Here is a 22,815-nt window from a genome sequence, read left to right as displayed (position 1 = left end):
AATATTCAAGTAACAAAGCGACAGCTGGTGCTAGTGCAATTACCAGGCTGTAACTGTTTATGTTCTAAGACTTCGCCGGGAACGACCTTAAACCTGATACCCCGGGTCGGGCATCCCACAGAATGATGGCAACGCTATCCTCGCGGTTAAAGTCGATTGCCTTGTTGTCTGCATCCTTCAACTCCAAAATTCACCCGCTGACGTAGCTGCTTTCCTGCTTTGAAATAGGGCAAGGTTTTCTCCGGCACGGCTACTCGTTCACCGGTCCGCGGATTGCGCCCGGCTCGTGCGGGCCGATAGTTAACGCCGAAACAGCCGAACCCTCGAATCTCGATACGCCTTTTCTGCGCCAGGCTGTTTACCAAAGCCTCCATGATCGCTGTAACGGCCACTACAGTATCCTTCGAGCTTAACCACGGATAACTGGCTGCCAGCCGGTCGATCAGTTCCGATTTCGTCATGATTCCCCTAACTAATATCAATAAATATTTTGGCACCCACTTTAGGAGGCAAGGCATCCGATCAGTCGTCACCTACTTACTATGGAGACATCGCCATAAAACTTGATTGCTGGCTAAATCCCCGGCCAGCTTTGATGTTTCCAACATAGCCTTTTTCGCATTAGAAAAAGGAAGGCGGCATCACTGAATGTGGTGTTGCATGAAAGCAAAAGGCATACCCATGAAGATTTTTACGATCTACCAACATGGCACTTGTGGTGTTTCCGGGCATATAGCATATGTGTTGGCAAGGCTTATCTGGCATTGCACTTAGTGTGGTTGCGGTTCATCAGCGCAAAAGATTGGTTCCACAGTGTAGTGAAACCGGAAAATTAGTTGAGGAAGGAAAGGATAAGCAGGGGAGGCTGAAACACCTTGACCTGTCAAAACGCCTGTTTATTTTGCACTCAAAAAAATCATGAATTCCATTCTTTTAAGTGCTCGAATTTCCCATATGTAGATCTAGGCCCGCACTAGTCTAGGGCGAAAATTTAACCTGAAATATGTCTCCTCCTGTCCAGGTGGACTAAATGACGACTATGTCTAATGGATTGTTTTCGTTCTACTGCCAATCGCTTGTCAAATGATAGCTTGCACACCTGATTAGACTTAAATGTTAAGTGCACAGTTCTGGGAGCTGATGCACCAAGAATGTATACATTGTTAAAGACATAGGTAGTCAGAATATTTATTGTTTGATTCAACATACTGATCTAAAAAGCAAAACATCTATGGCATGTAAATTGCTAATTGTTCTTCAATATTGAGGAGGTGACTGTTTCAGAGATGGATATCCAATCTATCTAATAGCCTATTGTGTGGTTACACAAAGCGTCACCAGGCAGAGGAAGTTTTCGGATCAATAGCAGAGCCAACTCGTTTCGATGCTTAGTGACTTCCAGTATTGGTTGCATAGTTCGTGAAATTGCGGGGCATCTTAAGTTCTTGGTTTTTTCCAATCCGGAAACGAATTTTTTCAGGAGTAATTAATAAAGATGAGTGGATTGGGCGGGCTTAATAAATCGTCAGACGGATTGGTTCTGGGTCTGGTGCAGTTCCAGTTGCCTGTCGTGGAAAACCCCGAGGATGTAACGCGAACTACCGAGCAAATATGCGAGGTGGTACGTAATACGAAACGGGGCATGCCAACGCTAGATTTAATTGTGTTTCCGGAATACAGCTTGCATGGTCTGAGTATGAGTATGGCTCCGGAGTTGATGTGTCGCCTGGACGGTCCGGAGATATCTGCATTTAAGCAAGTTTGCAGGGAAATGGCGGTGTGGGGCTGTTTTTCGCTGATGGAGTTCAATCCCGAGGGAAACCCATGGAACAGCGGCATCATTATCAACGGTGCCGGAGAGATCGCGCTCTATTACCGCAAGTTGCATCCGTGGGTTCCGGTGGAGCCATGGCAGCCAGGAGATCTGGGCATCCCTGTATGCGACGGGCCGGCAGGGTCGAAGATAGCGCTGATTATCTGCCATGACGGGATGTTCCCGGAGATGGCGAGAGAGGCCGCGTACAAGGGAGCCAACGTGTTGCTGCGCACTGCCGGTTATACCGCGCCGATCCGGCACTCTTGGCGTATCAGCAATCAGCTCAATGCATTCGGGAATCTTATGTACACCGCATCAGTATGTCTCGCCGGCAGCGACGGGATGTTCCGATCCATGGGCGAAGGAATGATCTGTAACTTCGACGGCGAAACTCTGGTTCAGGGGAGCAGCTTCCCAATGGAGATCATTACCGGGGAGGTCGTACCGAAACTGGCCGATCAGGCCCGCGAGCATTGGGGTGTGGAAAACAATATCTATCAGTTAGGGCATCGTGGCTATGTGGCCAAAAAAGGCGGTGCTCAGGATTGCCCGTATACCTACATGAAAGACATGGTTGCCGGAAATTATACGCTTCCGTGGGAGAAGAAGGTTCTAATCAAGGACGGCACCAGTTGCGGATTCTCAATTCCGGACCATTAGGCCAATGGGCGGTTGAGTTGCTCTGAAAGGACGCTAGGAATGAGTTGGTTTTCAGCAGCATCGTGCTTTGACTATATCCCATGCAAATCGAGCATCTGGTGCCCCAGATGGACGTCCGCAGTATTCTCGTAACGTGTGCGTATCGAACGCTTGAGTGACGTCTCTATTGAGGCCCGTCATGTTTCGATCAAGAAGCATAAAAACTTGGGCAGGTCGCCTTCGGCCCGAGATTTGGCACGGTAGCGTGCTGGACCTCTCTGACGGTAACACGGGACATTGCGCCCATGGGTAATATGCCCTGCTGTGAATAGTTGACTATCTTGGCAGATGCCGCGAAGGCGGGCTGAAAGCCCGCTAATAACGCACGTCGATGAGGCCCCCTTTGCAGGCTTCTTGGTGGGTGGCCAAACCTTCTTCTTGAGATTAAAGAAGATAGTCTACAATATTATTGGTACAAATCTCTGGTACAAAACATAAATATGTGTATGATATAACAAAATGTTAAATATAGTTATATGTTAGTTGGTATAGTATCCCGCCCTCTCCGCCAAATCACAAGTTATTTCTGAATCAAGTTAAATAACTTCGTCGCAGAAAAATTCACTGGATATTCAGATTACTCCGATTTGCCGGCATTTTCTTCTATAGAAACTTGTCTTGAAGGTGAAACTGTCGAAATGGCATGCTTGAAGATTGCCTGGCTGACATTGTCATGCCCTTTGAGCATTACCATGTACTGATCGAATGATTCGATCTTGCCTACCAGTTTGATACCATTCACCAGAAACACGGATACAGGCATGTGTTCCTTGCGTAGCGCATTCAGGAACTGGTCCTGCAGATTTAGTCTGTCTTTGTCACTCATTGCTGCCTCACAATCATTTACCTAAAGAACTCTAGCTTGCGCGTTAAATCAACGTGTATTCAGCATAGTCGCTTCAATAATTTTTGCATCTGAATTTTATTTGGTGATCATGGAACAAAAAAGCGCGGCACAAGCCGCGCTTCCTCATCCAAATGGCAAAAATTATTCTACTTTGGCGCTGGCACGCATATCGGTAATTTCTTTTTTAACCATTTCCTGTTCCATTTGCCCGCGCAATTGATCTTTTACTTCATTGAAAGGTGGTAGTTTCAGATCGCGGATATTGTCTACGCGGATAACATGCCATCCAAATTGGGTATGCACTGGAGTTTTGGTGTATTCACCTTTTTTCAGTTGCACCATGGCATCGGAAAACTCTTTCACCAGATTGCCTGGGGCTGCCCAACCAATCAGACCGCCTTTGGCTGCCGAGGAATCCTTGGAATATTTCTTGGCCAAATCTTCGAACTTGGCTTTTTTGCTGTTGAGTTCAGCGATGATTTTCTTGGCCTCAGCTTCATTGTCTACCAGTATGTGGCTGACCTCATATTCCTTGCTACCCATCTGAGCCTTGACCTTGTCGTATTGGGCTTTCAGATCAGCTTCGCTTATAGGATGGGTTTTGACGTAATTGGCCAGAAAAGCTTTGGCCAGCATTTCGGTTTTGAGCAGATCCAGGCGGGTTTGCATGGTGGGGTCTTTATCCAGCCCCATTTTGGTGGCTTGTTGCGCAAGTATCTGGGCGTTGATCAGGCTGTCACGTAATGCGGCGGCAGTCTGTTCGTTGTCTGGCTGGCCTTGCTGAATGCGATCCTGTTTGAGCAGAATATACTGGCTCTGCGGGATCGCTACGCCATTTACGATGGCAACGGGTTTGGAGGAAGTAGCTGTAGAGGAAACTTTTGCATCCGGCTTAGCGGTGGTTTCAGCTGCATTACAGCCGGTCAGTGCGGTAAGGCCTAAAACACAAACGGTAGCGGCAGTAATTTTTTTCAATAGCATCTGTTGATCCTTTAGTTAAATTAATCAGGGCGACTATAGTTCTTCTGGTGTGTGCGCAGTAATGCTTAAAGCGTGTATATGATGATGCATTAAGTCACCTAGCGCATCGTATACCATACGATGGCGTGCTAGGGTTGTTTTTCCATTAAACGCTGCAGAAACAATATGCAGCCTGTAATGCCCACCCCCGCTTCTAGCACCTGCGTGCCCCGCATGTTGTGCACTTTCATCTTCAATATCAAGATGCTCTACTTGCATTAAGGCTAAGCGGTCGCGCATAAGTTCAATCGTGTTCATGAAGGCAGGACTTTTTTGAACGGTTTGACCATAATTCGAGCGTAAACCCCTGCAATGACATAGGGATCGTCATCGGCCCAAATATTTGCTGCTTCAAGCGAATCAAATTCCGCAACAATCAAACTGCCGGAAAAACCCGCGGAACCCGGATCGATGTTGTCGATCGCCGGAAAAGGTCCAGCCAAAAGCAAACGGCCCTCATTCTGCAGCGCTTTTAAACGTTCCAGATGAGCAGGCCGGGCAGCCATGCGTTGCGCCAGGCTGTCATTGTTGTCTTCGCTCATGATTGCATACCACACGCTATCTATTCCTCGTTATTCATATGTTTGGACAGGATGAGGCTCTGTGCAATGACAAACACCAGCATCATGGCGGTACTGCCGAACAGCTTGAAATCCACCCATACATCGGTGGAAAAACTGTACGCCACATACAAATTCGTTGCACCCATGACGATGAAAAATCCCGCCCAGCTCAGATTGAGTTTATTCCATACCGGGTCAGGCAGACTGATTTGCTTGGCCATCATCGTACGCATGATGTTTTTTTTGAAAAACCAGGAGCCGCCCAACAAAACCACCGCAAACAGCCAGTAGAGCACAGTTGGCTTCCATTTAATGAAGGTTTCATTGTGCAACAATAGCGTTGCACCGCCGAACACGACAATAATCGCCAGGCTGATCCACATCATGGGTTCGACCTTTTTGCCGCGCGCCATCACCCAGCCAATTTGTACAAAGCTGGCCGCAATGGCAACGCCCGTTGCAACGTATATACCCCCAAATTTATAAGCGATGAAAAAAAGCAGGATAGGGAAAAAATCAAACAGGAATTTCATGGTTCAATGCCTAGTAGCCCAGCGTTTAAAGTAATCTTGCATCAATTCGCGTACTTCCGCGCCATATACTTCTTTTTGGGCCTGTTGCAGCCCTTGCTCGAAAAATTCCGGGCAATCCTCAGGTAAATTTCGTCCCAGTGTATCGAAGGCTTTTGCCATTAATGCTTTATCCTGGGTGCGTGTGGCAACAATAGCGTAATTGAAATTGAGAATGCGCCAGGGGCGGGCCGTATCGTTTTTTTCCAGATCGCTTTTGATAGCAGGCGCGGCATGTTCGATTACATCACCAATTACTTCACACATGGCTTTGAGCGTAGGCACGTCCTGCGTCAGATTGGCGCTGGCAGCCAGGCTGTTGACGAGTGGTTCCAGCGTGCGCAATTCACCATCATGGCGGATTACCCAGTGAGCCACGGCCAGCGCCGTTTTTTCCAGGTCCATTTTCGATTTGGGCAGTCTTAATCGTTCCGCCCAGTAAGCTAGGTCCATCAAAAATCCGATGGCGTGATCCCCAAGCTGGCTCACGTCATCATAGGGTAGCGAGCCGGTTTCACCATATTCATTATCCAGTTTATCGAACACATACAGGAATTGTTCGATCGCTTCACCCAATTGATCGGGAGTCACTTGACTGCCTGCCTGAATGCCGGATTCGGAAAAGGATTGCAGCACGAGATTGTTTGCCTCAGCAAAACTGGTGCGGATTTCCGCAGGGATAGGCATAGATAAGGAGGTATCGGGATAGTGGGGGAGTGCGTATTTTGCTATGATTTGCCTGTATTTCACAAGTCACCTGCCATGCCTGAACAAAATTTCGATTTGCATTGCCATTCCAATGTCTCTGATGGCATGTTGCCGCCGGCCGAGTTGGTCGCGCGCGCGGCCGCCCAGGGTGTGACGGTATTGTCGCTCACTGATCATGATGACGTTGCCGGCCTTGAAGCAGCACGCGCGGCGGCGCTGGAGCATGGTATCCAACTGGTGAACGGTGTGGAAATTTCCGTGACCTGGGGTAGTCATACCCTGCACATCGTCGGGCTAAATATCGATCCGGCTCATCCCGTACTGAGTACCGGGCTCGAAGGCATACGTCACGGACGTGGCGAACGCGCCGCAAAAATGGCTGCTCAACTTGATAAAGCGGGGATCAAGGACAGCTTGCAAGGTGCTTATCAACATGCGGGCAACAAAAATTTGATTGGCCGTATGCATTTTGCGCGCTATCTGGTGGCGCAAGGCATCGTCAAGGATGTGCGTACCGTATTCAAGAAGTATCTGGTAAAGGGCAAGCCGGGCTATGTCAGCCACCAATGGGCAAGCCTGGCAGAAGCGGTAGGCTGGATTGTGGCGAGCGGTGGTCAAGCTGTCATTGCGCACCCGGGCCGCTATCAGATGGGTAGCGGTAAAATGCATGAACTTCTGGAAGAATTCAAGAATCTGGGTGGGGTAGGCATAGAGGTGGTGACCGGCAGCCACACGCCAGAGCAATATCCGCAATATGCCAATCTTGCGCAAAAATTCGGGTTATTGTCCTCGCGCGGCTCGGATTTCCATGCGCCGGGTGAAGGTTATCGTGACATTGGGCGCCTCCCCGCATTACCTGAGTTGTGTACACCTATCTGGCATGACTGGGCGGCCTGTTAAGCGATGGCGCAATATTTCACGTTGCACCCGGATACTCCTCAGCCACGCCTGCTCAAACAAGCAGCGGCAATTTTGCGTGATGGCGGCGTGATCGCTTTGCCTACCGACTCCAGCTACGCGCTGGGTTGCCACTTGGGTGACAAGGCTGCGCAGGACCGTATCCGCGCCATTCGTGAAGTAGATGACAAACATCATTTCACTCTGATGTGCCGGGATTTGTCCGAGATTGCGCGTTATGCCCAGGTGGATAACCCCCAGTTTCGTCTGCTAAAGGCAAATACTCCAGGCAGTTACACCTTTATACTTGAGGCGACGCGCGAGGTGCCGAAACGCCTGCAACATCCCAAACGCAATACGATAGGTCTGCGCGTGCCGGAACATTTGGTTACCCTGGCACTGCTGGAAGAGTTGGGCGAGCCTATTATCAGCATGACGCTGATCCTGCCGGGTGACGAACTACCCATGCACGAGGCCGAAGATATCCGTGAACGTTTGGAAAAACGCCTGGATCTAATCGTGGACGCCGGCGCCTGTGATGTGGAATTCACTACAGTAATTGACCTTACTGGCGATGCACCCGTATTAGTGCGCGCCGGACGCGGTGACCTGCAACCTTTTGGATTGAATTAATGGAACTTAACCTGATACAAAAAATAAGCGTCTGGATCATTCCGGTCATTTTCGCCATTACCCTGCATGAAGCTGCGCACGGTTATGTCGCCAAGTTTTTCGGTGACTCGACTGCCTGGATGCTGGGACGCGTCACGCTCAATCCTTTCAAGCATATCGATCCGGTGGGTACCATCCTGGTACCGTTGAGCATCCTGTTGCTGAGTAAAGTGCTGGGTGGCGGCTTCATTCTGTTCGGTTGGGCCAAACCGGTGCCGGTCAATTTTGGCGCGCTGCGTAATCCCAAGCGCGACATGTTGTGGGTAGCCATAGCAGGACCCGCAGCCAATTTGTTCATGGCCATATTATGGGCGCTGATCATCAAGCTGGGAATATCGCTGGGCGATAGTTATACCCAACCCTTGGCGCTGATGGGCGCAGCAGGCATTTTCATCAATGCAGTGTTGATGGCGTTGAATCTGCTGCCACTGCCGCCGCTGGACGGCGGACGTATTGCCGTGAGCTTACTGCCAGGACCTTATGCATACCGCTTTGCGCAAATCGAGCCGTACGGGTTTTATATTCTTCTCGCGCTGATGTTTATTGGCTGGCTCGGGTTGATACTCAGCCCGTTATTAATGCTGGTCATCGTTATTACGGGTGCTTTCTCCGGCCTGGGTCATGCCGAGATCGCTACCCTCATTCAAATTATCACCAACTAAATACAATCATGTACGCAAACCGCGTTTTATCCGGCATGCGCCCTACCGGCAGCCTACACCTGGGCCATTATCATGGCGTATTGAAAAACTGGGTTAATCTCCAGCACGAATATGAATGCCTGTTTTTCGTAGCAGACTGGCATGCACTGACCACCCATTACGACACACCCGAGGTGATTCAGGACAACGTATGGGAAATGGTGATTGACTGGCTTGCTGCGGGCGTCGATCCGTCCCAGGCTACGTTGTTTATCCAGTCGCAGGTGCCGGAGCATGCCGAATTGCATCTGCTGTTGTCGATGATTACACCGCTTGGCTGGCTGGAACGGGTGCCTACTTACAAGGACCAGCAGGAAAAGTTGAGCGAAAAAGACCTGTCCACCTATGGTTTTCTGGGTTACCCGCTGCTGCAAAGTGCGGACATACTGATCTACCGTGCCAATCAGGTGCCGGTGGGCGAAGACCAGGTGCCACACATCGAGTTCACGCGTGAAATGGCGCGCCGTTTCAACCACCTGTATGGGCGTGAGCCTGGCTTCGAGCAAAAGGCCGCAGCTGCAGTCAAAAAAATGGGCAGCAAAAAAGCACGCTTATACGAAGAATTGCGCACCCGCTATCAGGAACAGGGCGACGACGAAGCACTGGAATCTGCCAAGGCCTTACTCAACGAACAGCAGAATCTGTCGCTGGGCGACCGTGAACGCCTGTTTGGTTATCTCGAAGGCGGTGGCAAAATGATCCTGGCCGAACCGCAGGCGCTGCTCACCGCTGCATCCAGAATGCCCGGCCTGGACGGACAAAAAATGTCCAAGTCGTACAACAACACCATTTCGTTGCGTGAAGACGCGGCAAGCGTAACCAAAAAAATTCGCACCATGCCCACCGATCCGGCACGCGTACGGCGCACAGATCCCGGGTCGCCGGAAAAATGCCCGGTGTGGCAGTTGCATCTGGTGTATTCCGGCGAGGATGTGCAAACCTGGGTACGTGCGGGCTGTACCAGCGCAGGCATTGGTTGCCTGGAATGCAAACAGCCTGTCATCGAAGGTGTGTTGAAAGAGCAAGAGCCGATGCGCGAACGTGCCCGGATGTACCAGGAAAGTCCGTCGTTAGTACGTAATCTCATCGCGGATGGTTGCGAAAAAGCTCGTGACCTCGCGCGCGAGACGATGCGTGACGTGCGCGAGGTGATGGGGCTGGGTTACGATTGACAGGGATCAGCCTCGATTAAGCCTTAATCGTCATCGTCGCGTTCGTGATGGCGACCATGCCCGCGGCCATGCCAACGTCCGCGATCATGCCAGTCGCCATATCCACGATCATAATAGACGGGGCGCGGCGGCCCATAATAGACCTGAGGCGGCGGCGTATAAACATAAGCGGGCGGCCCATAATAAACAGGGGCACCTATCGAGAAGTTGATGCCAAGACGCCCCCCATCATTATCATGAGCCTGGGCCAGGCTAGGGAGGCCAATAAGCAGGCCTGCGCTCACCAGTAAAGCTGTAATCAATCGATTTGATCTGTTCATGATGTGTCTCCTAGTTAAGTGGCTTGAAACATGCGGTTCACTGAAGTAGCTGAAAGCTACCTGATCCGCGTGCATGTCTGGGCACAACTGCAGATTAGCCGTCCAAGCCGGGAGTAGGGGTGTCAATTTGTAACGAAATGTAACGCTGCCGGGAAATTGCCAGGCCGGGATCAACAATTCAGTCGACAGCTCCGCCTTCCATATAAATTGGCTCGACCCGCAGCCAGATCGTGAATGTTGCGCCTTTACCCGGTTCACTAGACACCGTGATGCGATTGCCATAGCGCTCCAGTAATCCATAGCTGACCGACAATCCCAGTCCACTGCCATGCTGTTTGCGGGTAGTAAAAAATGGGTCAAAAATACGTGGCAATACTTCAGGCGCAATGCCTGCTCCAGTATCAGACACGCTGATGCTGACGCCGGTGTTTTCCCAGTCGCGCGTAACCAGCGTTAATGTTCCTCCCTCAGGCATGGCGTGGATGGCGTTGACCATCAAATTGACGATGACCTGCTGCAGTTCATTGCGGTTCATCGCGATGTGGTGTGTTGCGCGATAATCCTGAGTAACGGCGATACGCGTTTTGCCAAGCTGGTGTCTGACCAATACCAGGCAATCCGACAGCAACGGGTTTACATCCAGTGGCTCGACATAACCGGCGAATTCCGCCGGACGTGCGAATTGCAACAGGTTGGTGACTATCAGGCGGATGCGCTGTATTTGCTGGTTGATAAGGCGAATTTCCTCGCGCACCGGGTTGGCATGTGCACCGATCAGTTCAACCAGCAAATCGAGATTGCCCTGGATGACTGCTGTAGGGTTGTTGATCTCGTGCGCCACGCCCGCGGTGAGTTCACCGATAGCCGCCAGCTTTTCCGACATCACCAATTGTTTTTGGGTGTCTATCAGGCGTTGATTGGCTAACTCCAGTGCGATAGTGCGCTCTACGACTTTTCCGTCCAGTTCATCTGCCCATTTTTTGAGCTCGCGATTCTGAGTCTGGAGTTTTTCCAGCAACTGGTCGAAATGTCGCGCCAATTGGCCGATTTCATCCTGGCTTGCCAGTGTGCCGGTGCGCGCTGACAGATCGCCGGTTTCCACCGCACTCATGGTCTGGTTCATTTTCTCCAGCGGCAGAAAAATGGCGCGTGCCCATTTCAGCGAGATAAAACCACCTACGGCACTCACCAGCACAATCACCAGGATTATCCCCGCCAGTGCCACCGTTTTGGCGGTATCGAATGGCGCTTCAAGGAAACCCACGTAGAGCATGCCGACGCGCTTTCCGAAGCTGTCCTGAATGGGCTCATAGCCAGACACATACCAGTCGTTGACCACGAAAGCACGTTGCAGCCAGCTGGCACCGCGCCCCAGCACCGTGTCACGCACCGCACGCGAGACGCGGGTACCGAGTGCGCGTTTTCCCTCGAACAGGCGTACGTTGGTGGCAATGCGTACGTCATCCAGAAACAGCGTGGCCGTGCCTTTGGAACCAAACGGTAGCGAGCCTTCCTTGTAAACCAGGTTATTGATGGTGTCGACGAAATCCAGATTGTGGTTGAGCAGCACGCCGCCTTCCAGCACTCCCGCGAGTTGCCCCTGCGTGTCATAGACTGGCGTCGCGGTGTGTATCATCATGCCGCGAGTTTCCATGCGCTGAGATGAGGTTGCCGCATTGCGCGTGGGGACGATCTCGATCAGGGCGCGTCGGGCCAATGCCGGGTCAATCGCAGACAGTTGCGCGGGTGTGAAAATGTCGATGGCAGTAGATGATTCCCCCTGTAGCGCCTGCTTCACTACCGGCCATGCAGCGGCATCGAAGCGACTGGCTGGCGCGATAATGCGGCCGTGGGTATCAAGCAGATACAAGAAATCCAGCTTGTGTTCATCACGTGTCCACATCAGCCAGTTGGTCTTGTCTGCCTGAGTATGTTGCCCCAACAGGCTAACCAGGCTGTAGGAGCGTGCCAGACCGCCGACTTCCTGCCCTAGATGATCGGTGACGTTGGTAAAATATTGATGGGCGACGGCCAGATCGCTGTTGACCTTGAAAATCAGCAGGCGGTCGTAGTAGGTATTGGCCCAGTATGAGGTGAGCCCTATCAGGATTGGAAGCACCACCAACAGGGGCAGCAGCACCAGAAACAGCAGCTTGGAACGGACAGAAAACTGCAGCCTGGATTTCAGAGACCTCAACTGCACGATATCGGAATCAGATTTGCCAGGCGTTGCACTTGCGTTCCAGCGTCTTGCGCGAAATATCGAGTAGGCGGGCGGCTTCCGACTTGTTGCCGGACACGCTATCGAGCACACGCAGGATATGTTGCTTTTCCACTTCCTCAAGCGTAACCGGTGCCTGACCGGGAAGGGCAGGCGCGTTGACCGGACTCACGCAGCCAATGGGAAATTTTCCCAGGATGAGCGAACGCTCGATCAGGTTTCTGAGTTCACGCGCATTGCCGGGCCAGGTATAAACGCGCATGGCTTGCATGATATCGTCGCAGATAGTGATGGGTGGTACGCCGAGCTGAGCAGATAGTTGCCCCATGAAATGCCGCGCCAATGGCAGGACATCGTCACGCCGTTCACGTAGAGGTGGAATAAGAATACTCATCACGTCCAGACGATAGAACAGATCCGCCCGAAAATGCCCGCTATGAACCGCGCTGGAAAGCTTGCGATTGGTGGCAGCGAGGATGCGTACATCGACAGGAATTTCGCGTTCTGAGCCTACCGGTCGTATCCTTTTTTCCTCTAATACGCGCAGCAGCTTGGTCTGCATGGCAAGTGGCAGTTCACCCACCTCGTCGAGGAACAGGGTGCCGCCCTGAGCGTAGAAAAACAGCCCCTTGCGTTCACCGATGGAGCCGGTGAAGGCGCCCTTGACATGACCGAACAGCTCACTTTCGATCAGTTCCGCTGCAATGGCGCCGCAGTTGACGGGTACAAAAGGCTGGCTGGCGCGCGGGCTATGGTTGTGCAAGGCACGTGCCACAACTTCCTTGCCGGTTCCGGATTCGCCACTGATCAGAACTGTGGTGGGTAATGGCGCCAGGCGGTTGATCATGGCGCGCATTTCAGCCATGGCGGAGGATTCTCCCACCAGTTCCGTTACCTCGGACAGCTCTGCCATGGCGCGGCGTAGCACAAAATTTTCCCGCGCCAGATGCGCGCGGTCGAAACAGCGGCCGATGGCGTTAAGCAACTGGTCGATACGAAATGGTTTCAGGATGAAATCGGTAGCGCCTGCGCGCAATGCACCGATGGCGGTTTCCATGTCGGCGAAGGCAGTAATCAGGATGACGTCGCCGTAGAAGCCGGTATGGCGCAATTCGTGCAGCCACTCGATGCCGGATTTACCGGGCAGGGAAACGTCGAGGATGATCAGATCGAAGTGTTGTTCCTCTACCAGGCGCGCGCCATCTTCTGCGCTGGCGGCTGTCTTGACCGCGCCGCAGCGGCTACTTAGTGCCCGGCCAAGAAAATTACGCATGCCGCCTTCGTCGTCTATTACCAGTATGGCGTACTGCTGCCATGAACCGAATTCGGACGACGCAGTCGGCATGCCGGATGCATCCACCTGGCCAAGGTAAGGTGAAGTACTCATTGCAAACTCCTGCCGCATTATTTAATTTTTTTGGTCTACTCTTTAAAGTGTGATGCTTCCAGGCCCATGTCGCAAGCATGGTGTTGGTGATAGCACTAAATCGCTCATCGGAGTTGGGACATTCTGTCTTGCGAATGGGTATTTTTGTCCATGCTCATGAATGAAATATTAACCAACAATATGTTTATTAAAGTGTTTTTATGGCGGCATATTTATTGCTCGTATTTTTGCAGTTGTTAATATCCCAATAATCATTTCATCCATTGGAGGAAGCGATGCAAGTCAACCGTAGGCAGTTTTTTAAAATCTGTGCTGCAGGCATGGGCGGATCCAGTCTTGCCGTAATGGGTTTTTCACCCGCAGTCGCACTGGCGGAAGTGCGCGAATTCAAATTGCTACGCAGCACCGAAACGCGCAACACCTGCCCCTACTGTTCGGTAAGCTGCGGCCTGCTGATGTACAGCTTGGGCGACAAGGCCAAAAACGCGAAACTGAATATTATCCATATCGAAGGCGATCCGGATCATCCGGTGAATCGCGGTACCTTGTGTCCCAAGGGTGCTGGCCTGCTGGATTTCGTTCACAGCCCGAATCGGTTGCAGTTTCCCGAATACCGCGCAGCGGGTTCCACCGAGTGGAAGCGCATTTCCTGGAATGATGCCTTCAGCCGCATCGCCCGGCTGGTGAAGGACGATCGGGACAAAAACTTTATCGCCAAGAATGCCGAAGGCGCAACGGTGAATCGCTGGCTCACGACGGGTTTTCTCGCGGCGTCCGCTTCGTCCAACGAAAGCGGTTACCTGACCCACAAGGTGGTTCGCAGTTTAGGGATGCTCGCATTCGACAATCAAGCACGTGTTTGACACGGACCTACGGTGGCAAGTCTTGCCCCTACGTTCGGTCGCGGCGCGATGACCAACCATTGGGTTGACATCAAGAACGCAAATCTGGTGTTGATCATGGGCGGCAATGCCGCCGAGGCACACCCGTGCGGCTTCAAATGGGTAACGGAAGCGAAGGCCCACAACAAGGCCAAGCTGGTGGTGGTGGATCCCCGCTTCAACCGCTCGGCGGCGGTGGCCGACTATTACGCACCGATCCGTACCGGCACGGATATCGCTTTCCTGGGCGGCCTGATCAACTATTTGCTGGCCCACGACAAGATCCAGCACGAGTACGTCAAGAAATACACCAATGCCACCTTCCTGATCAATGGCGACTACCAGTTCGAGGAAGGCCTGTTCTCAGGCTACGATGCCGCTAAACGCAGCTACGACAAAAGCACATGGTCTTATGTGATCGGCGCGGATGGCTTTGCCGAGGTTGACGAAACGCTCGCCAATCCGCGCTGCGCGTTCAATCTGATGAAGCAGCACTACGCCCGCTACACGCCGGATGTGGTGAGCAACATCTGCGGCACACCCAAGGAGCAGTTCCTCAAGGTGTGCGAGATGATTGCGGAAACCAGCGCACCCAACAAGACCATGACCATCATGTACGCGCTGGGCTGGACCCAGCATAGCGTCGGATCGCAGATGATCCGCACCGCTGCCATGGTGCAGCTCTTGCTCGGCAATGTGGGCATGGCTGGCGGCGGGGTAAACGCGCTACGCGGCCATTCCAACATTCAGGGCCTCACCGACCTGGGCCTGCTTTCCAACATGCTGCCGGGCTATCTGACGCTGCCGGGTGAAAAGGAAACGGACTACCCGACGTTTATCGAAAAGCGTACGCCGAAAGCGCTGCGTCCTGGGCAACTCAACTACTGGCAAAATTATCCCAAATTTCACGTGAGTCTGATGAAAGCCTGGTTTGGGGATGCGGCGACCCAGGAAAACAACTGGGCCTACGACTACCTGCCCAAGCTGGACAAGGTACATGATGTCCTGCAGGTGTTCGAGGATATGCATAACGGCAAAATGAACGGCTATTTCTGCCAGGGCTTCAATCCGCTGGCGGCTTTTCCCAACAAGGCGAAAATCGGCGGCGCGCTGGCCAAGCTCAAGTACCTCGTCATCATCGACCCACTAGCGACGGAAACCTCCGAGTTCTGGAAGAATTTCGGCGAATACAATGATGTGGATTCCAGCCGGATTCAGACCGAGGTATTTCGCCTGCCCTCCTCCTGCTTCGCGGAAGAGGACGGAGCCTTGGTGAATAGCAGCCGCTGGATGCAATGGCACTGGAAAGGCGCTGAGCCGCCTGGAGAAGCCAAAGGCGACCCGGAGATCATGGCAGGCATCTTTAGCCGCCTACGAGATATGTATAAGAAAGAAGGCGGTGCCTTCCCGGATCCTGTCCTCAATCTGACCTGGAATTACGCTATTCCCGATCTGCCCGGCCCGGAGGAACTGGCCAGGGAATACAACGGCAAGGCGCTGGCTGATATTGCAGATCCGAAGGATGCGACCAAGGTGCTGGTCAAGGCCGGACAACAGCTGGATAGCTTCGCCCTGTTACAGGACAACGGCTCCACCGCCAGCGGCTGCTGGATATTTACCGGTGCCTGGACCGAAAAGGGCAACATGATGGCGCGCCGGGACAATGCTGATCCGAGCGGATTGGGGGAGACCCTGGGCTGGGCCTTCGCCTGGCCCGCCAACCGGCGCATTCTCTATAACCGCGCTTCCTGCGACCCGGCGGGTAAGCCTTGGGATCCCAAGCGCAGCATCATCCACTGGAACGGCAGCAAATGGGTGGGGTTCGACGTGCCCGACTTCAAACCGGATTCCGCACCCGATCAGGGCATGGAACCTTTCATCATGCAGCCGGAGGGTGTGGCGCGATTGTTTGCGCTCGACAAGATGGTGGAAGGGCCATTCCCGGAACACTACGAGCCGTTTGAAACGCCCATCGGCACCAACCCCTTGCATCCTAAAGTGGTGAGCAATCCGGCGGCGCGGGTATTCAAGGGCGATCTGGAGCAGTTTGGCACCGCCAAGGATTTCCCTTACGCGGGAACCACCTACCGGCTCACCGAGCACTTCCATTATTGGACCAAGCACGCAGTCATCAATTCCGTGCTCCAGCCCCAGCAATTCGTCGAATTGGGTGAAGAGCTGGCCAAGGAGAAAGGGATCGCGAATGGCAGCATGGTGACGGTGCGCTCCAACCGCGGCCACATCAAGGCGGTAGCGGTGGTCACCAAACGCCTCAAGGCGCTCACAGTGAATGGCAAGACGGTGCACACCGTCGGTATCCCGATCCACTGGGGATTCAAGGGGGTGGCGAAGAATGGCTATCTGGCGAACACCCTTACACCCTACGTGGGCGATGCGAATACCCAGACGCCTGAGTTCAAATCGTTCCTGGTGGACATCGAGAAAGCTTGAGGAGATAAGACATGGCATTGCAATCCCTGGATATTCAACGCCGCTCCGCGACCACGACGCCTTCACCGGATGTCCGGCAGACCATGCCGGTGGCCAAGCTCATCGATGTGTCGAAGTGCATCGGCTGCAAGGCCTGCCAGTCAGCGTGCATGGAGTGGAACGACGTACGTGACGAGATCGGCACCTGTGTTGGGGTATATGACAACCCGCCCAACTTATCGGCGGATTCCTGGACCGTGATGCGCTTTTCGGAAGTCGAGGTGGAGCAGGGCAAACTGGAATGGCTGATCCGCAAAGATGGCTGCATGCACTGTGCGGATCCCGGTTGCCTCAAGGCCTGCCCTTCACCCGGCGCCATCATTCAGTACGCCAATGGCATCGTGGATTTTCACGAGGAAAACTGCATCGGTTGCGGTTACTGCATCACCGGTTGTCCCTTCAATGTCCCGCGCATTTCCCAGAAGGATAACAAGGCCTACAAGTGCACGCTCTGTTCCGACCGGGTTGCGGTCGGCATGGAACCCGCGTGCATCAAGGCGTGTCCGACAGGGGCACTGGTGTTCGGCAGCAAGGACGACATGATTCACCATGCGGAGGGGCGCATTACCGACCTCAAGGAGCGCGGCTATCAGAACGCCGGGCTGTATGATCCGCAAGGGGTGGGCGGCACCCATGTCATGTATGTTTTGCAACACGCCGACAAGCCTGAGCTCTACCATGACCTGCCCAAGGATCCCCAGATCAGTCCGCTGGTCTCGCTATGGAAAGGGATCACTAAACCGCTGCTGTCGGCTGGTCTGGGATTGGCCGCACTAGTTGGTTTCTTCCACTACGTGACCGTAGGGCCGAACGAGGTCAAGGAGGAAGAAGCGGAGCATGTGGAGAAAGAGGATATTTAATTCTGATTCAGCGCATTACTTATGCCCGCATTTCGCGTGAGCAATTTTTAATGGAGTCATCATGTCCAAACGGCCTTACTTGATAGAGCGCTATCCTCCATCCGACCGGTTCAATCACTGGTTTGTGGCAATCACTTTTATTCTGGTGGCACTGAGCGGTCTTGCGTTGTTTCATCCAGCATTTTTCTTTCTCTCTCACCTATTGGGCGGCGGTCCGTGGACCCGCATCCTGCATCCTTTTATCGGTGTCGTCATGTTCGTTGCATTCCTGGCCCTCGCGCTCCGTTTCTGGGGCCATAATTTCCTTACCGGCAATGACCGTCAATGGCTACGGCAAATGGATGACGTTGTCACAAATCAAGAGGAAAAACTGCCGGCGGTAGGACGTTACAATGCCGGCCAGAAATTATTTTTCTGGACCATGGTAATTAGCATCCTGCTTCTATTGATTACCGGAATATTGATCTGGCAGCCGTATTTCGCGCCTTACGTGCCCATTGTCTTAATACGAGTGGCGGTATTGGTGCATGCCCTCAGTGCTTTTGTTGCGATTACCGGGCTGATAATCCATATTTACGCGGCAATCTGGGTCAAGGGATCGGTGGGTGCCATGACGCGGGGTACTGTGACCGAGGCCTGGACGCGCCAGCACCACCTGGACTGGTATCGAAAAATAAAAAAGGGAGAAATACGTGGCCACGACCATTATTGAACCGGGTTTTATCCAGCCACCCTCCATTGAGCCGCCGTTCCTGCGCCAGCCAAATGCCAGCGTATTGTTCGGCGAGCGTTCACGGCGCTTGATGAGCCTCGCTGAGGGGCACGCCATGGCCGACTTCCTGCGTTTTATGGGGCATCTGGCCGAGGCACAGCACCACGCCCTGAATAACCTGGGCACACCCAAACTGCCGGATGCCGAGCAGATCATGCTATGCAAAACCCACGGCATGCCACCTCTGGGCACCCAAACGCTGCTGCGCGACGCCAGTTGGCGCGAGGGTCTGAGCACCATCCTGAAACAAGTGTCGGGGCAGGCAAACGCTGCTACGCAAGCTGCAATAGCCCGTATCCAGGCGTTGTCAGAGACGGAGCTGGATATCTTTGCCGACCGTTTGCTAAGCGGCGATTATGCTGGACTGGATCTGGCCGCGGCCCCGTTGATCGGTGCTGCGCTGCAGGTGTATTGGGTGCGTCTGGCCTCTGCCCTTGAACCGGGCGACTTTCCCCGGCCCGACGTGCATACCCTGTGCCCGGCGTGCGGTTCTCTGCCCACCGCCAGCGTGGTACGTATCGGCGGGGTCGAACAAGGGCTGCGCTACCTGCACTGTTCCCTGTGCGAAAGCGAATGGAACATGGTGCGGATCAAATGCAGCCATTGCGAGTCCACCAAGGGCATTGCCTATTTCAATATCGACGGCGGCGATGAAGCGGTGAAGGCGGAAATCTGCGACGAGTGCAACAGCTACCTGAAAATCCTCTACATGGAAAAAAACATGGCTGTTGATCCCGTCGCCGACGATCTGGCGAGCCTGGCGCTGGACATTCTCATGGATGAGGCGGGCTATCAGCGCAGCGGTCCCAACCTGCTGCTGTTCCCGGGGTCACACGACGCATGAGCTTGTCTCCCCACGCGGCCGACGGAACGGCGCCTGCCACACCGTTGCCCACGATTCCCTCTGTCGATCGCGTGCTGAACCTGCCTTCGGTACGCGCTTTGACGGAAACCTATGGCCGCGCAGTCACCACTGCTGCAGTACGCCAATGGCTCGCAGAGCTGCGCGAGCGCCTGGCTGGCAACCTGGCGTTGCCCGCCGATGCCTTTGCTGAAATCAAACTCGCCGAGATGCTTGAACAGCGCCTGGCTGCTGCGCGTCAACCGCATTTGCGCCAGGTGCTCAACCTGACCGGCACCGTACTGCACACCAACCTGGGACGCGCGCGCCTCCCGGACGAAGCAGTGGCCGCAGTGGTGATGGCCGCCTCACAATCCTGCAACCTGGAATACGACCTTGCCAGCGGCACACGCGGCGACCGCGATGAGCTGATCGAACCGCTATTGTGCGAAATTACCGGCGCGGAAGCAGCCACTGTGGTCAACAACAACGCCGCTGCGGTGTTCCTCGCGCTCAACAGCCTGGGCCTGCGCAAACAGGTGATCGTGTCGCGCGGCGAGCTGGTGGAAATTGGCGGCGCGTTCCGCGTGCCGGACATCATGGCGCGGGCGGGCTGCCGCTTGAAGGAGGTCGGCACCACCAACCGCACCCATCTGAAGGATTTCGCCGAAGCCATCGACGCCAAAACCGCCCTGCTGCTCAAGGTGCACACCAGCAACTATGCCATCCAGGGCTTTACCGCCACGGTCGAGGAAGCCGCACTGGCGCAACTTGCACATAAGCACAACTTGCCTTTCATGGTGGATCTGGGCAGCGGTACCCTGGTCAACCTGCGCGACTTCGGCCTGCCCCAGGAGCCCACCCCGATGGATTCGCTCGTCGCCGGTGCCGATCTAGTCACCTTCAGCGGCGACAAGTTGCTGGGCGGGCCGCAGGCAGGCATCCTGGTCGGACGCCGTGACCTGATCGCCAGAATCAAGAAAAACCCGCTCAAACGCGCCCTGCGCGTGGACAAAATGACGCTGGCCGCACTGGAGGCCGTGCTGCAGCTCTACCGCGACCCGGATCGCCTGGCTGCGCGCTTGCCCACGCTGCGCCTGCTGACCCGCGCTGTGGCCGACATCGAACGCACTGCCCAGACCCTGTTGCCCGCCATGGGCGCCGCGCTGGCGGGCGTGGCACAGGTTGAGGTGCGCGCCTGCCACAGCCAGATCGGTAGCGGCTCGTTGCCGATCGACCGCCTGCCCAGCTTCTGTCTGGCGCTAACGCCCGTTGTGCGTGGCAAGGGTGAAGGCACAGCGCTGAAAAAAATTGAGCACGCCTTCCGCAATCTGCCGGTTCCGGTCATTGGCCGCGTAAGTGAAGGCGCATTCTGCATGGATTTGCGCTGCCTGGAGCAGGCAGACATGCTGCAATCCCAACTCGGTTCTTTGCGCTTTTGATCATCGGCACTGCAGGTCACATCGACCACGGCAAGACCGCACTGGTCAAAGCCCTGACCGGCGTGGACGCGGACCGCCTCAAGGAAGAGAAGGCGCGCGGCATCACCATCGACTTGGGCTACGCCTATACACCCCTGCCCAACGGCGATGTACTCGGCTTCGTCGACGTACCGGGTCACGAAAAATTCATCCATAACATGCTGGCGGGTGCCACCGGCATCGATTTTGTGCTGCTGGTGGTGGCGGCCGACGACGGCCCCATGCCGCAGACGCGCGAACACCTGCACATCCTCGACCTGCTTGGGCTGCAACACGGCGTGGTGGCGTTGACCAAAGCAGACCGGGTATCCGCCGATCGTTTGGAAGCCGTACGCGCCGACATCGCTGCCTTGCTGCTGGGCACTGGCCTGCAAGGCAGCGACATTTATCCCGTTTCGGCCTTGACTGGCAGCGGCATTCCCGCGTTGCGCGCGCACCTGGAAGCGGAAGCGCAGGCGCTGCAGCAACGCCCGGCCAGCGGCCATTTCCGCCTGGCGGTAGACCGCTGCTTCACGTTGTCTGGCATTGGCACGGTGGTGACCGGCACGGTATTTTCCGGCGTCGTGACTGTAGGCGACAAGCTGGTCATGTCACCTTCCAATATCCCGGTGCGGGTACGCAGCATCCACGCCCAGGACCGCCCGGCGCAAACCGGGGTGGCCGGGCAGCGTTGCGCACTCAACCTGGTCGGGCCGGGTCTGGACAAAGCATCCGTAGCACGGGGCGACTGGGTACTGGCCGAGCTGCTACACGCACCGGTGACGCGGCTGGATGCACGACTGCGCGTGCTGGCCAGCGAGGACAAGCCCCTGCGCCACTGGACGCCGGTGCACGTCCACCTGGGCGCAACGGATGTCTCCGGGCGTGTGTCGGTGCTGGAAGGCGAGGTGGTGGCACCCGGCATGGACGCCTTGGTGCAACTGGTGCTGGACAAACCCGTAGGTGCGCTGCACGGTGACCGTTTCATCGTGCGCGACCAGTCTGCCAGCCGAACCCTTGGTGGTGGCCGCGTGCTGGACAGTTTTCCGCCCGCGCGCGGACGACGCACGCCGTCCAGAATCGCACTGCTGCGCGCGCTGGAAACCGGCGCGCCTGCCGATGCCATGCAGGCGATGCTGCAAGCGAGCACCAACGGTGTGGATTTGCGCCGCTTTGCACTGAACTGGAATCTGCGCGAAGACGAAGCGAGCAGCGTATGGGCCTCACTGGCTATGCGCAGGGTGGAGGAAGGGGAGACAGCCATCGGCTTTTCCCCAACCGTGTGGGAAGCGCTCAGGCAGCGCCTGCTGGATACGTTGACGGCTGAGCATGCCCGCGTGCCGGATATGCTGGGCGTGGACCGCGAGCGTTTGCGCCGGATGACTGCGCCGATGCTGTCGCGCTCAGCTTTTCTGGCGCTTACTGATGAATCGCTGGCCATTGGCAACATCAAAGCCAGCGGATTGTGGCTGCATTTACCGGGTCACAGTGTGGCCCTGTTGGCACACGAGGAAAAACTCTGGGCCAAAGTGCACCCATTGCTGGATGCCGCGCCTTACCAGCCGCCCAGAGTGCGGGATATCGCGAAGGTCCTGGATGTGGACGAATCTGCCATGCGTCTGCTATTGCAGCGATTGGCACGTTTGGGGGATGTGTTTCAGGTGGCACACGACCATTTTTTCACGCGTGGATCGGTCACGGCACTCGCTACCATCGCCCACCAACTGGCACAGGACGATCTGCTCGAAGCTGCTGTTTTCCGCGATCGTATCGGCGTAGGACGCAAACTGGCGATCCAGATTCTGGAATTCTTTGACCGGGTGGGCTTCACCCGGCGTACGCGTGATCGGCACAAACTGCGCCACGCAGATTTGTTTACAGGCTAGCTGCTGTTGTACCCTTGCTTGCTGTGCAAGCTT

At 54.7% G+C, this 22,815-nt stretch carries 22 protein-coding genes; 12 read left to right on the top strand and 10 right to left on the bottom strand.

Features of this window, described 5'->3' with window-relative positions:
* Window positions 1–146: 146 nt before the first annotated feature.
* Complete coding sequence (locus tag EI185_RS11625; protein WP_124705320.1) at window positions 147–461, bottom strand: integration host factor subunit beta; 315 nt, start codon at window positions 459–461, stop codon at window positions 147–149.
* Between the two features lie 1,034 nt (window positions 462–1,495).
* Here EI185_RS11625 and EI185_RS11620 point away from each other — a divergent pair.
* Window positions 1,496–2,476, top strand: coding sequence for a formamidase (locus EI185_RS11620; RefSeq protein ID WP_124705319.1), 981 nt, complete (start codon window positions 1,496–1,498; stop codon window positions 2,474–2,476).
* A gap of 616 nt (window positions 2,477–3,092) precedes the next feature.
* Here the strand turns inward: EI185_RS11620 and hfq are convergent.
* The 6 genes from hfq to EI185_RS11590 all read right to left on the bottom strand — a co-directional run bounded on the left by hfq (window position 3,093) and on the right by EI185_RS11590 (window position 6,201).
* Window positions 3,093–3,341 (bottom strand): RNA chaperone Hfq, encoded by a 249-nt coding sequence (gene hfq / locus EI185_RS11615; RefSeq protein ID WP_124705318.1) that lies wholly within the window; start codon window positions 3,339–3,341, stop codon window positions 3,093–3,095.
* Window positions 3,342–3,503: 162 nt separating this feature from the next.
* Window positions 3,504–4,343 (bottom strand): peptidylprolyl isomerase, encoded by an 840-nt coding sequence (locus EI185_RS11610; RefSeq protein ID WP_124705317.1) that lies wholly within the window; start codon window positions 4,341–4,343, stop codon window positions 3,504–3,506.
* Window positions 4,344–4,376: 33 nt separating this feature from the next.
* Window positions 4,377–4,640 carry a BolA family protein gene (locus EI185_RS11605; protein WP_124705316.1) on the bottom strand — a complete coding sequence of 88 codons (264 nt, stop codon included), beginning with the start codon at window positions 4,638–4,640 and terminating at the stop codon, window positions 4,377–4,379.
* Window positions 4,637–4,939: a YciI family protein gene (locus EI185_RS11600; protein WP_124705315.1), complete on the bottom strand. Its 303-nt coding sequence runs from the start codon at window positions 4,937–4,939 to the stop codon at window positions 4,637–4,639. The genes EI185_RS11605 and EI185_RS11600 overlap by 4 nt, the downstream gene beginning before the upstream one ends.
* A gap of 5 nt (window positions 4,940–4,944) precedes the next feature.
* The gene (locus EI185_RS11595) at window positions 4,945–5,478 is read right to left on the bottom strand and encodes a septation protein A (protein WP_124705314.1); all 534 of its coding nucleotides are present in this window, start codon (window positions 5,476–5,478) and stop codon (window positions 4,945–4,947) included.
* A gap of 3 nt (window positions 5,479–5,481) precedes the next feature.
* Window positions 5,482–6,201, bottom strand: coding sequence for a hypothetical protein (locus EI185_RS11590; protein WP_145962398.1), 720 nt, complete (start codon window positions 6,199–6,201; stop codon window positions 5,482–5,484).
* 75 nt (window positions 6,202–6,276) lie between these two features.
* Here EI185_RS11590 and EI185_RS11585 point away from each other — a divergent pair, with 75 nt between their 5' ends.
* Genes EI185_RS11585 through EI185_RS11570 form a run of 4 tightly spaced genes read left to right on the top strand, consistent with a single transcriptional unit; the run spans window position 6,277 to window position 9,664 of the window.
* Window positions 6,277–7,122: a 3',5'-nucleoside bisphosphate phosphatase gene (locus EI185_RS11585; protein ID WP_124705312.1), complete on the top strand. Its 846-nt coding sequence runs from the start codon at window positions 6,277–6,279 to the stop codon at window positions 7,120–7,122.
* Between the two features lie 3 nt (window positions 7,123–7,125).
* Complete coding sequence (locus EI185_RS11580) at window positions 7,126–7,752, top strand: L-threonylcarbamoyladenylate synthase (RefSeq protein ID WP_124705311.1); 627 nt, start codon at window positions 7,126–7,128, stop codon at window positions 7,750–7,752.
* Window positions 7,752–8,453 carry a site-2 protease family protein gene (locus EI185_RS11575; protein ID WP_124705310.1) on the top strand — a complete coding sequence of 234 codons (702 nt, stop codon included), beginning with the start codon at window positions 7,752–7,754 and terminating at the stop codon, window positions 8,451–8,453. Before EI185_RS11580 ends, EI185_RS11575 begins: the two co-directional genes overlap by 1 nt.
* An 8-nt stretch (window positions 8,454–8,461) precedes the next feature.
* The gene (locus tag EI185_RS11570; protein ID WP_124705309.1) at window positions 8,462–9,664 is read left to right on the top strand and encodes a tryptophan--tRNA ligase; all 1,203 of its coding nucleotides are present in this window, start codon (window positions 8,462–8,464) and stop codon (window positions 9,662–9,664) included.
* A 23-nt stretch (window positions 9,665–9,687) separates the two neighbouring features.
* Here EI185_RS11570 and EI185_RS11565 read toward each other — a convergent pair whose 3' ends face one another.
* The 3 genes from EI185_RS11565 to EI185_RS11555 form a co-directional block, all read right to left on the bottom strand.
* Window positions 9,688–9,984 carry a hypothetical protein gene (locus EI185_RS11565; protein ID WP_124705308.1) on the bottom strand — a complete coding sequence of 99 codons (297 nt, stop codon included), beginning with the start codon at window positions 9,982–9,984 and terminating at the stop codon, window positions 9,688–9,690.
* 178 nt (window positions 9,985–10,162) lie between these two features.
* Entirely contained in the window at window positions 10,163–12,187 is a 2,025-nt protein-coding gene (locus tag EI185_RS11560) for a sensor histidine kinase (RefSeq protein ID WP_223247799.1), read from the bottom strand.
* A gap of 10 nt (window positions 12,188–12,197) precedes the next feature.
* Window positions 12,198–13,592 (bottom strand): sigma-54-dependent transcriptional regulator, encoded by a 1,395-nt coding sequence (locus EI185_RS11555; protein ID WP_223247798.1) that lies wholly within the window; start codon window positions 13,590–13,592, stop codon window positions 12,198–12,200.
* A gap of 275 nt (window positions 13,593–13,867) precedes the next feature.
* On the opposite strand from EI185_RS11555, the gene EI185_RS18510 reads away from it, so the two are divergent.
* The 7 genes from EI185_RS18510 to selB all read left to right on the top strand — a co-directional run bounded on the left by EI185_RS18510 (window position 13,868) and on the right by selB (window position 22,782).
* The gene (locus EI185_RS18510; protein WP_124705307.1) at window positions 13,868–14,455 is read left to right on the top strand and encodes a molybdopterin-binding domain-containing protein; all 588 of its coding nucleotides are present in this window, start codon (window positions 13,868–13,870) and stop codon (window positions 14,453–14,455) included.
* A 12-nt stretch (window positions 14,456–14,467) separates the two neighbouring features.
* Window positions 14,468–16,924, top strand: coding sequence for a formate dehydrogenase-N subunit alpha (gene fdnG, locus EI185_RS11545; RefSeq protein WP_124705306.1), 2,457 nt, complete (start codon window positions 14,468–14,470; stop codon window positions 16,922–16,924).
* Between the two features lie 11 nt (window positions 16,925–16,935).
* Entirely contained in the window at window positions 16,936–17,823 is an 888-nt protein-coding gene (gene fdxH, locus EI185_RS11540) for a formate dehydrogenase subunit beta (RefSeq protein WP_124705305.1), read from the top strand.
* 61 nt (window positions 17,824–17,884) lie between these two features.
* Complete coding sequence (locus EI185_RS11535) at window positions 17,885–18,535, top strand: formate dehydrogenase subunit gamma (RefSeq protein ID WP_124705304.1); 651 nt, start codon at window positions 17,885–17,887, stop codon at window positions 18,533–18,535.
* The gene (fdhE, locus tag EI185_RS11530) at window positions 18,516–19,439 is read left to right on the top strand and encodes a formate dehydrogenase accessory protein FdhE (protein ID WP_124705303.1); all 924 of its coding nucleotides are present in this window, start codon (window positions 18,516–18,518) and stop codon (window positions 19,437–19,439) included. Before EI185_RS11535 ends, fdhE begins: the two co-directional genes overlap by 20 nt.
* Window positions 19,436–20,878 (top strand): L-seryl-tRNA(Sec) selenium transferase, encoded by a 1,443-nt coding sequence (gene selA, locus EI185_RS11525; RefSeq protein ID WP_124705302.1) that lies wholly within the window; start codon window positions 19,436–19,438, stop codon window positions 20,876–20,878. Before fdhE ends, selA begins: the two co-directional genes overlap by 4 nt.
* Window positions 20,875–22,782 (top strand): selenocysteine-specific translation elongation factor, encoded by a 1,908-nt coding sequence (selB, locus tag EI185_RS11520; protein ID WP_124705301.1) that lies wholly within the window; start codon window positions 20,875–20,877, stop codon window positions 22,780–22,782. The genes selA and selB overlap by 4 nt, the downstream gene beginning before the upstream one ends.
* Window positions 22,783–22,815 lie beyond the last annotated feature (33 nt).

Source organism: Sulfuriferula multivorans (assembly GCF_003851125.1).
GTDB lineage: Bacteria > Pseudomonadota > Gammaproteobacteria > Burkholderiales > Sulfuriferulaceae > Sulfuriferula > Sulfuriferula multivorans.
Note: the sequence above shows the minus strand (reverse complement) of the source record. Positions and strands in the feature narration are given on the sequence as shown.

Coding starts and splice junctions, on each gene's coding strand:
- EI185_RS11625 (WP_124705320.1), bottom strand. CDS start 461: ATGACGAAATCGGAACTGATCGACCGGCTGGCAGCCAGTTATCCGTGG.
- EI185_RS11620 (WP_124705319.1), top strand. CDS start 1,496: ATGAGTGGATTGGGCGGGCTTAATAAATCGTCAGACGGATTGGTTCTG.
- hfq (WP_124705318.1), bottom strand. CDS start 3,341: ATGAGTGACAAAGACAGACTAAATCTGCAGGACCAGTTCCTGAATGCG.
- EI185_RS11610 (WP_124705317.1), bottom strand. CDS start 4,343: ATGCTATTGAAAAAAATTACTGCCGCTACCGTTTGTGTTTTAGGCCTT.
- EI185_RS11605 (WP_124705316.1), bottom strand. CDS start 4,640: ATGAACACGATTGAACTTATGCGCGACCGCTTAGCCTTAATGCAAGTA.
- EI185_RS11595 (WP_124705314.1), bottom strand. CDS start 5,478: ATGAAATTCCTGTTTGATTTTTTCCCTATCCTGCTTTTTTTCATCGCT.
- EI185_RS11590 (WP_145962398.1), bottom strand. CDS start 6,201: ATGCCTATCCCTGCGGAAATCCGCACCAGTTTTGCTGAGGCAAACAAT.
- EI185_RS11585 (WP_124705312.1), top strand. CDS start 6,277: ATGCCTGAACAAAATTTCGATTTGCATTGCCATTCCAATGTCTCTGAT.
- EI185_RS11580 (WP_124705311.1), top strand. CDS start 7,126: ATGGCGCAATATTTCACGTTGCACCCGGATACTCCTCAGCCACGCCTG.
- EI185_RS11575 (WP_124705310.1), top strand. CDS start 7,752: ATGGAACTTAACCTGATACAAAAAATAAGCGTCTGGATCATTCCGGTC.
- EI185_RS11570 (WP_124705309.1), top strand. CDS start 8,462: ATGTACGCAAACCGCGTTTTATCCGGCATGCGCCCTACCGGCAGCCTA.
- EI185_RS11565 (WP_124705308.1), bottom strand. CDS start 9,984: ATGAACAGATCAAATCGATTGATTACAGCTTTACTGGTGAGCGCAGGC.
- EI185_RS11555 (WP_223247798.1), bottom strand. CDS start 13,592: ATGAGTACTTCACCTTACCTTGGCCAGGTGGATGCATCCGGCATGCCG.
- EI185_RS18510 (WP_124705307.1), top strand. CDS start 13,868: ATGCAAGTCAACCGTAGGCAGTTTTTTAAAATCTGTGCTGCAGGCATG.
- fdxH (WP_124705305.1), top strand. CDS start 16,936: ATGGCATTGCAATCCCTGGATATTCAACGCCGCTCCGCGACCACGACG.
- EI185_RS11535 (WP_124705304.1), top strand. CDS start 17,885: ATGTCCAAACGGCCTTACTTGATAGAGCGCTATCCTCCATCCGACCGG.
- selA (WP_124705302.1), top strand. CDS start 19,436: ATGAGCTTGTCTCCCCACGCGGCCGACGGAACGGCGCCTGCCACACCG.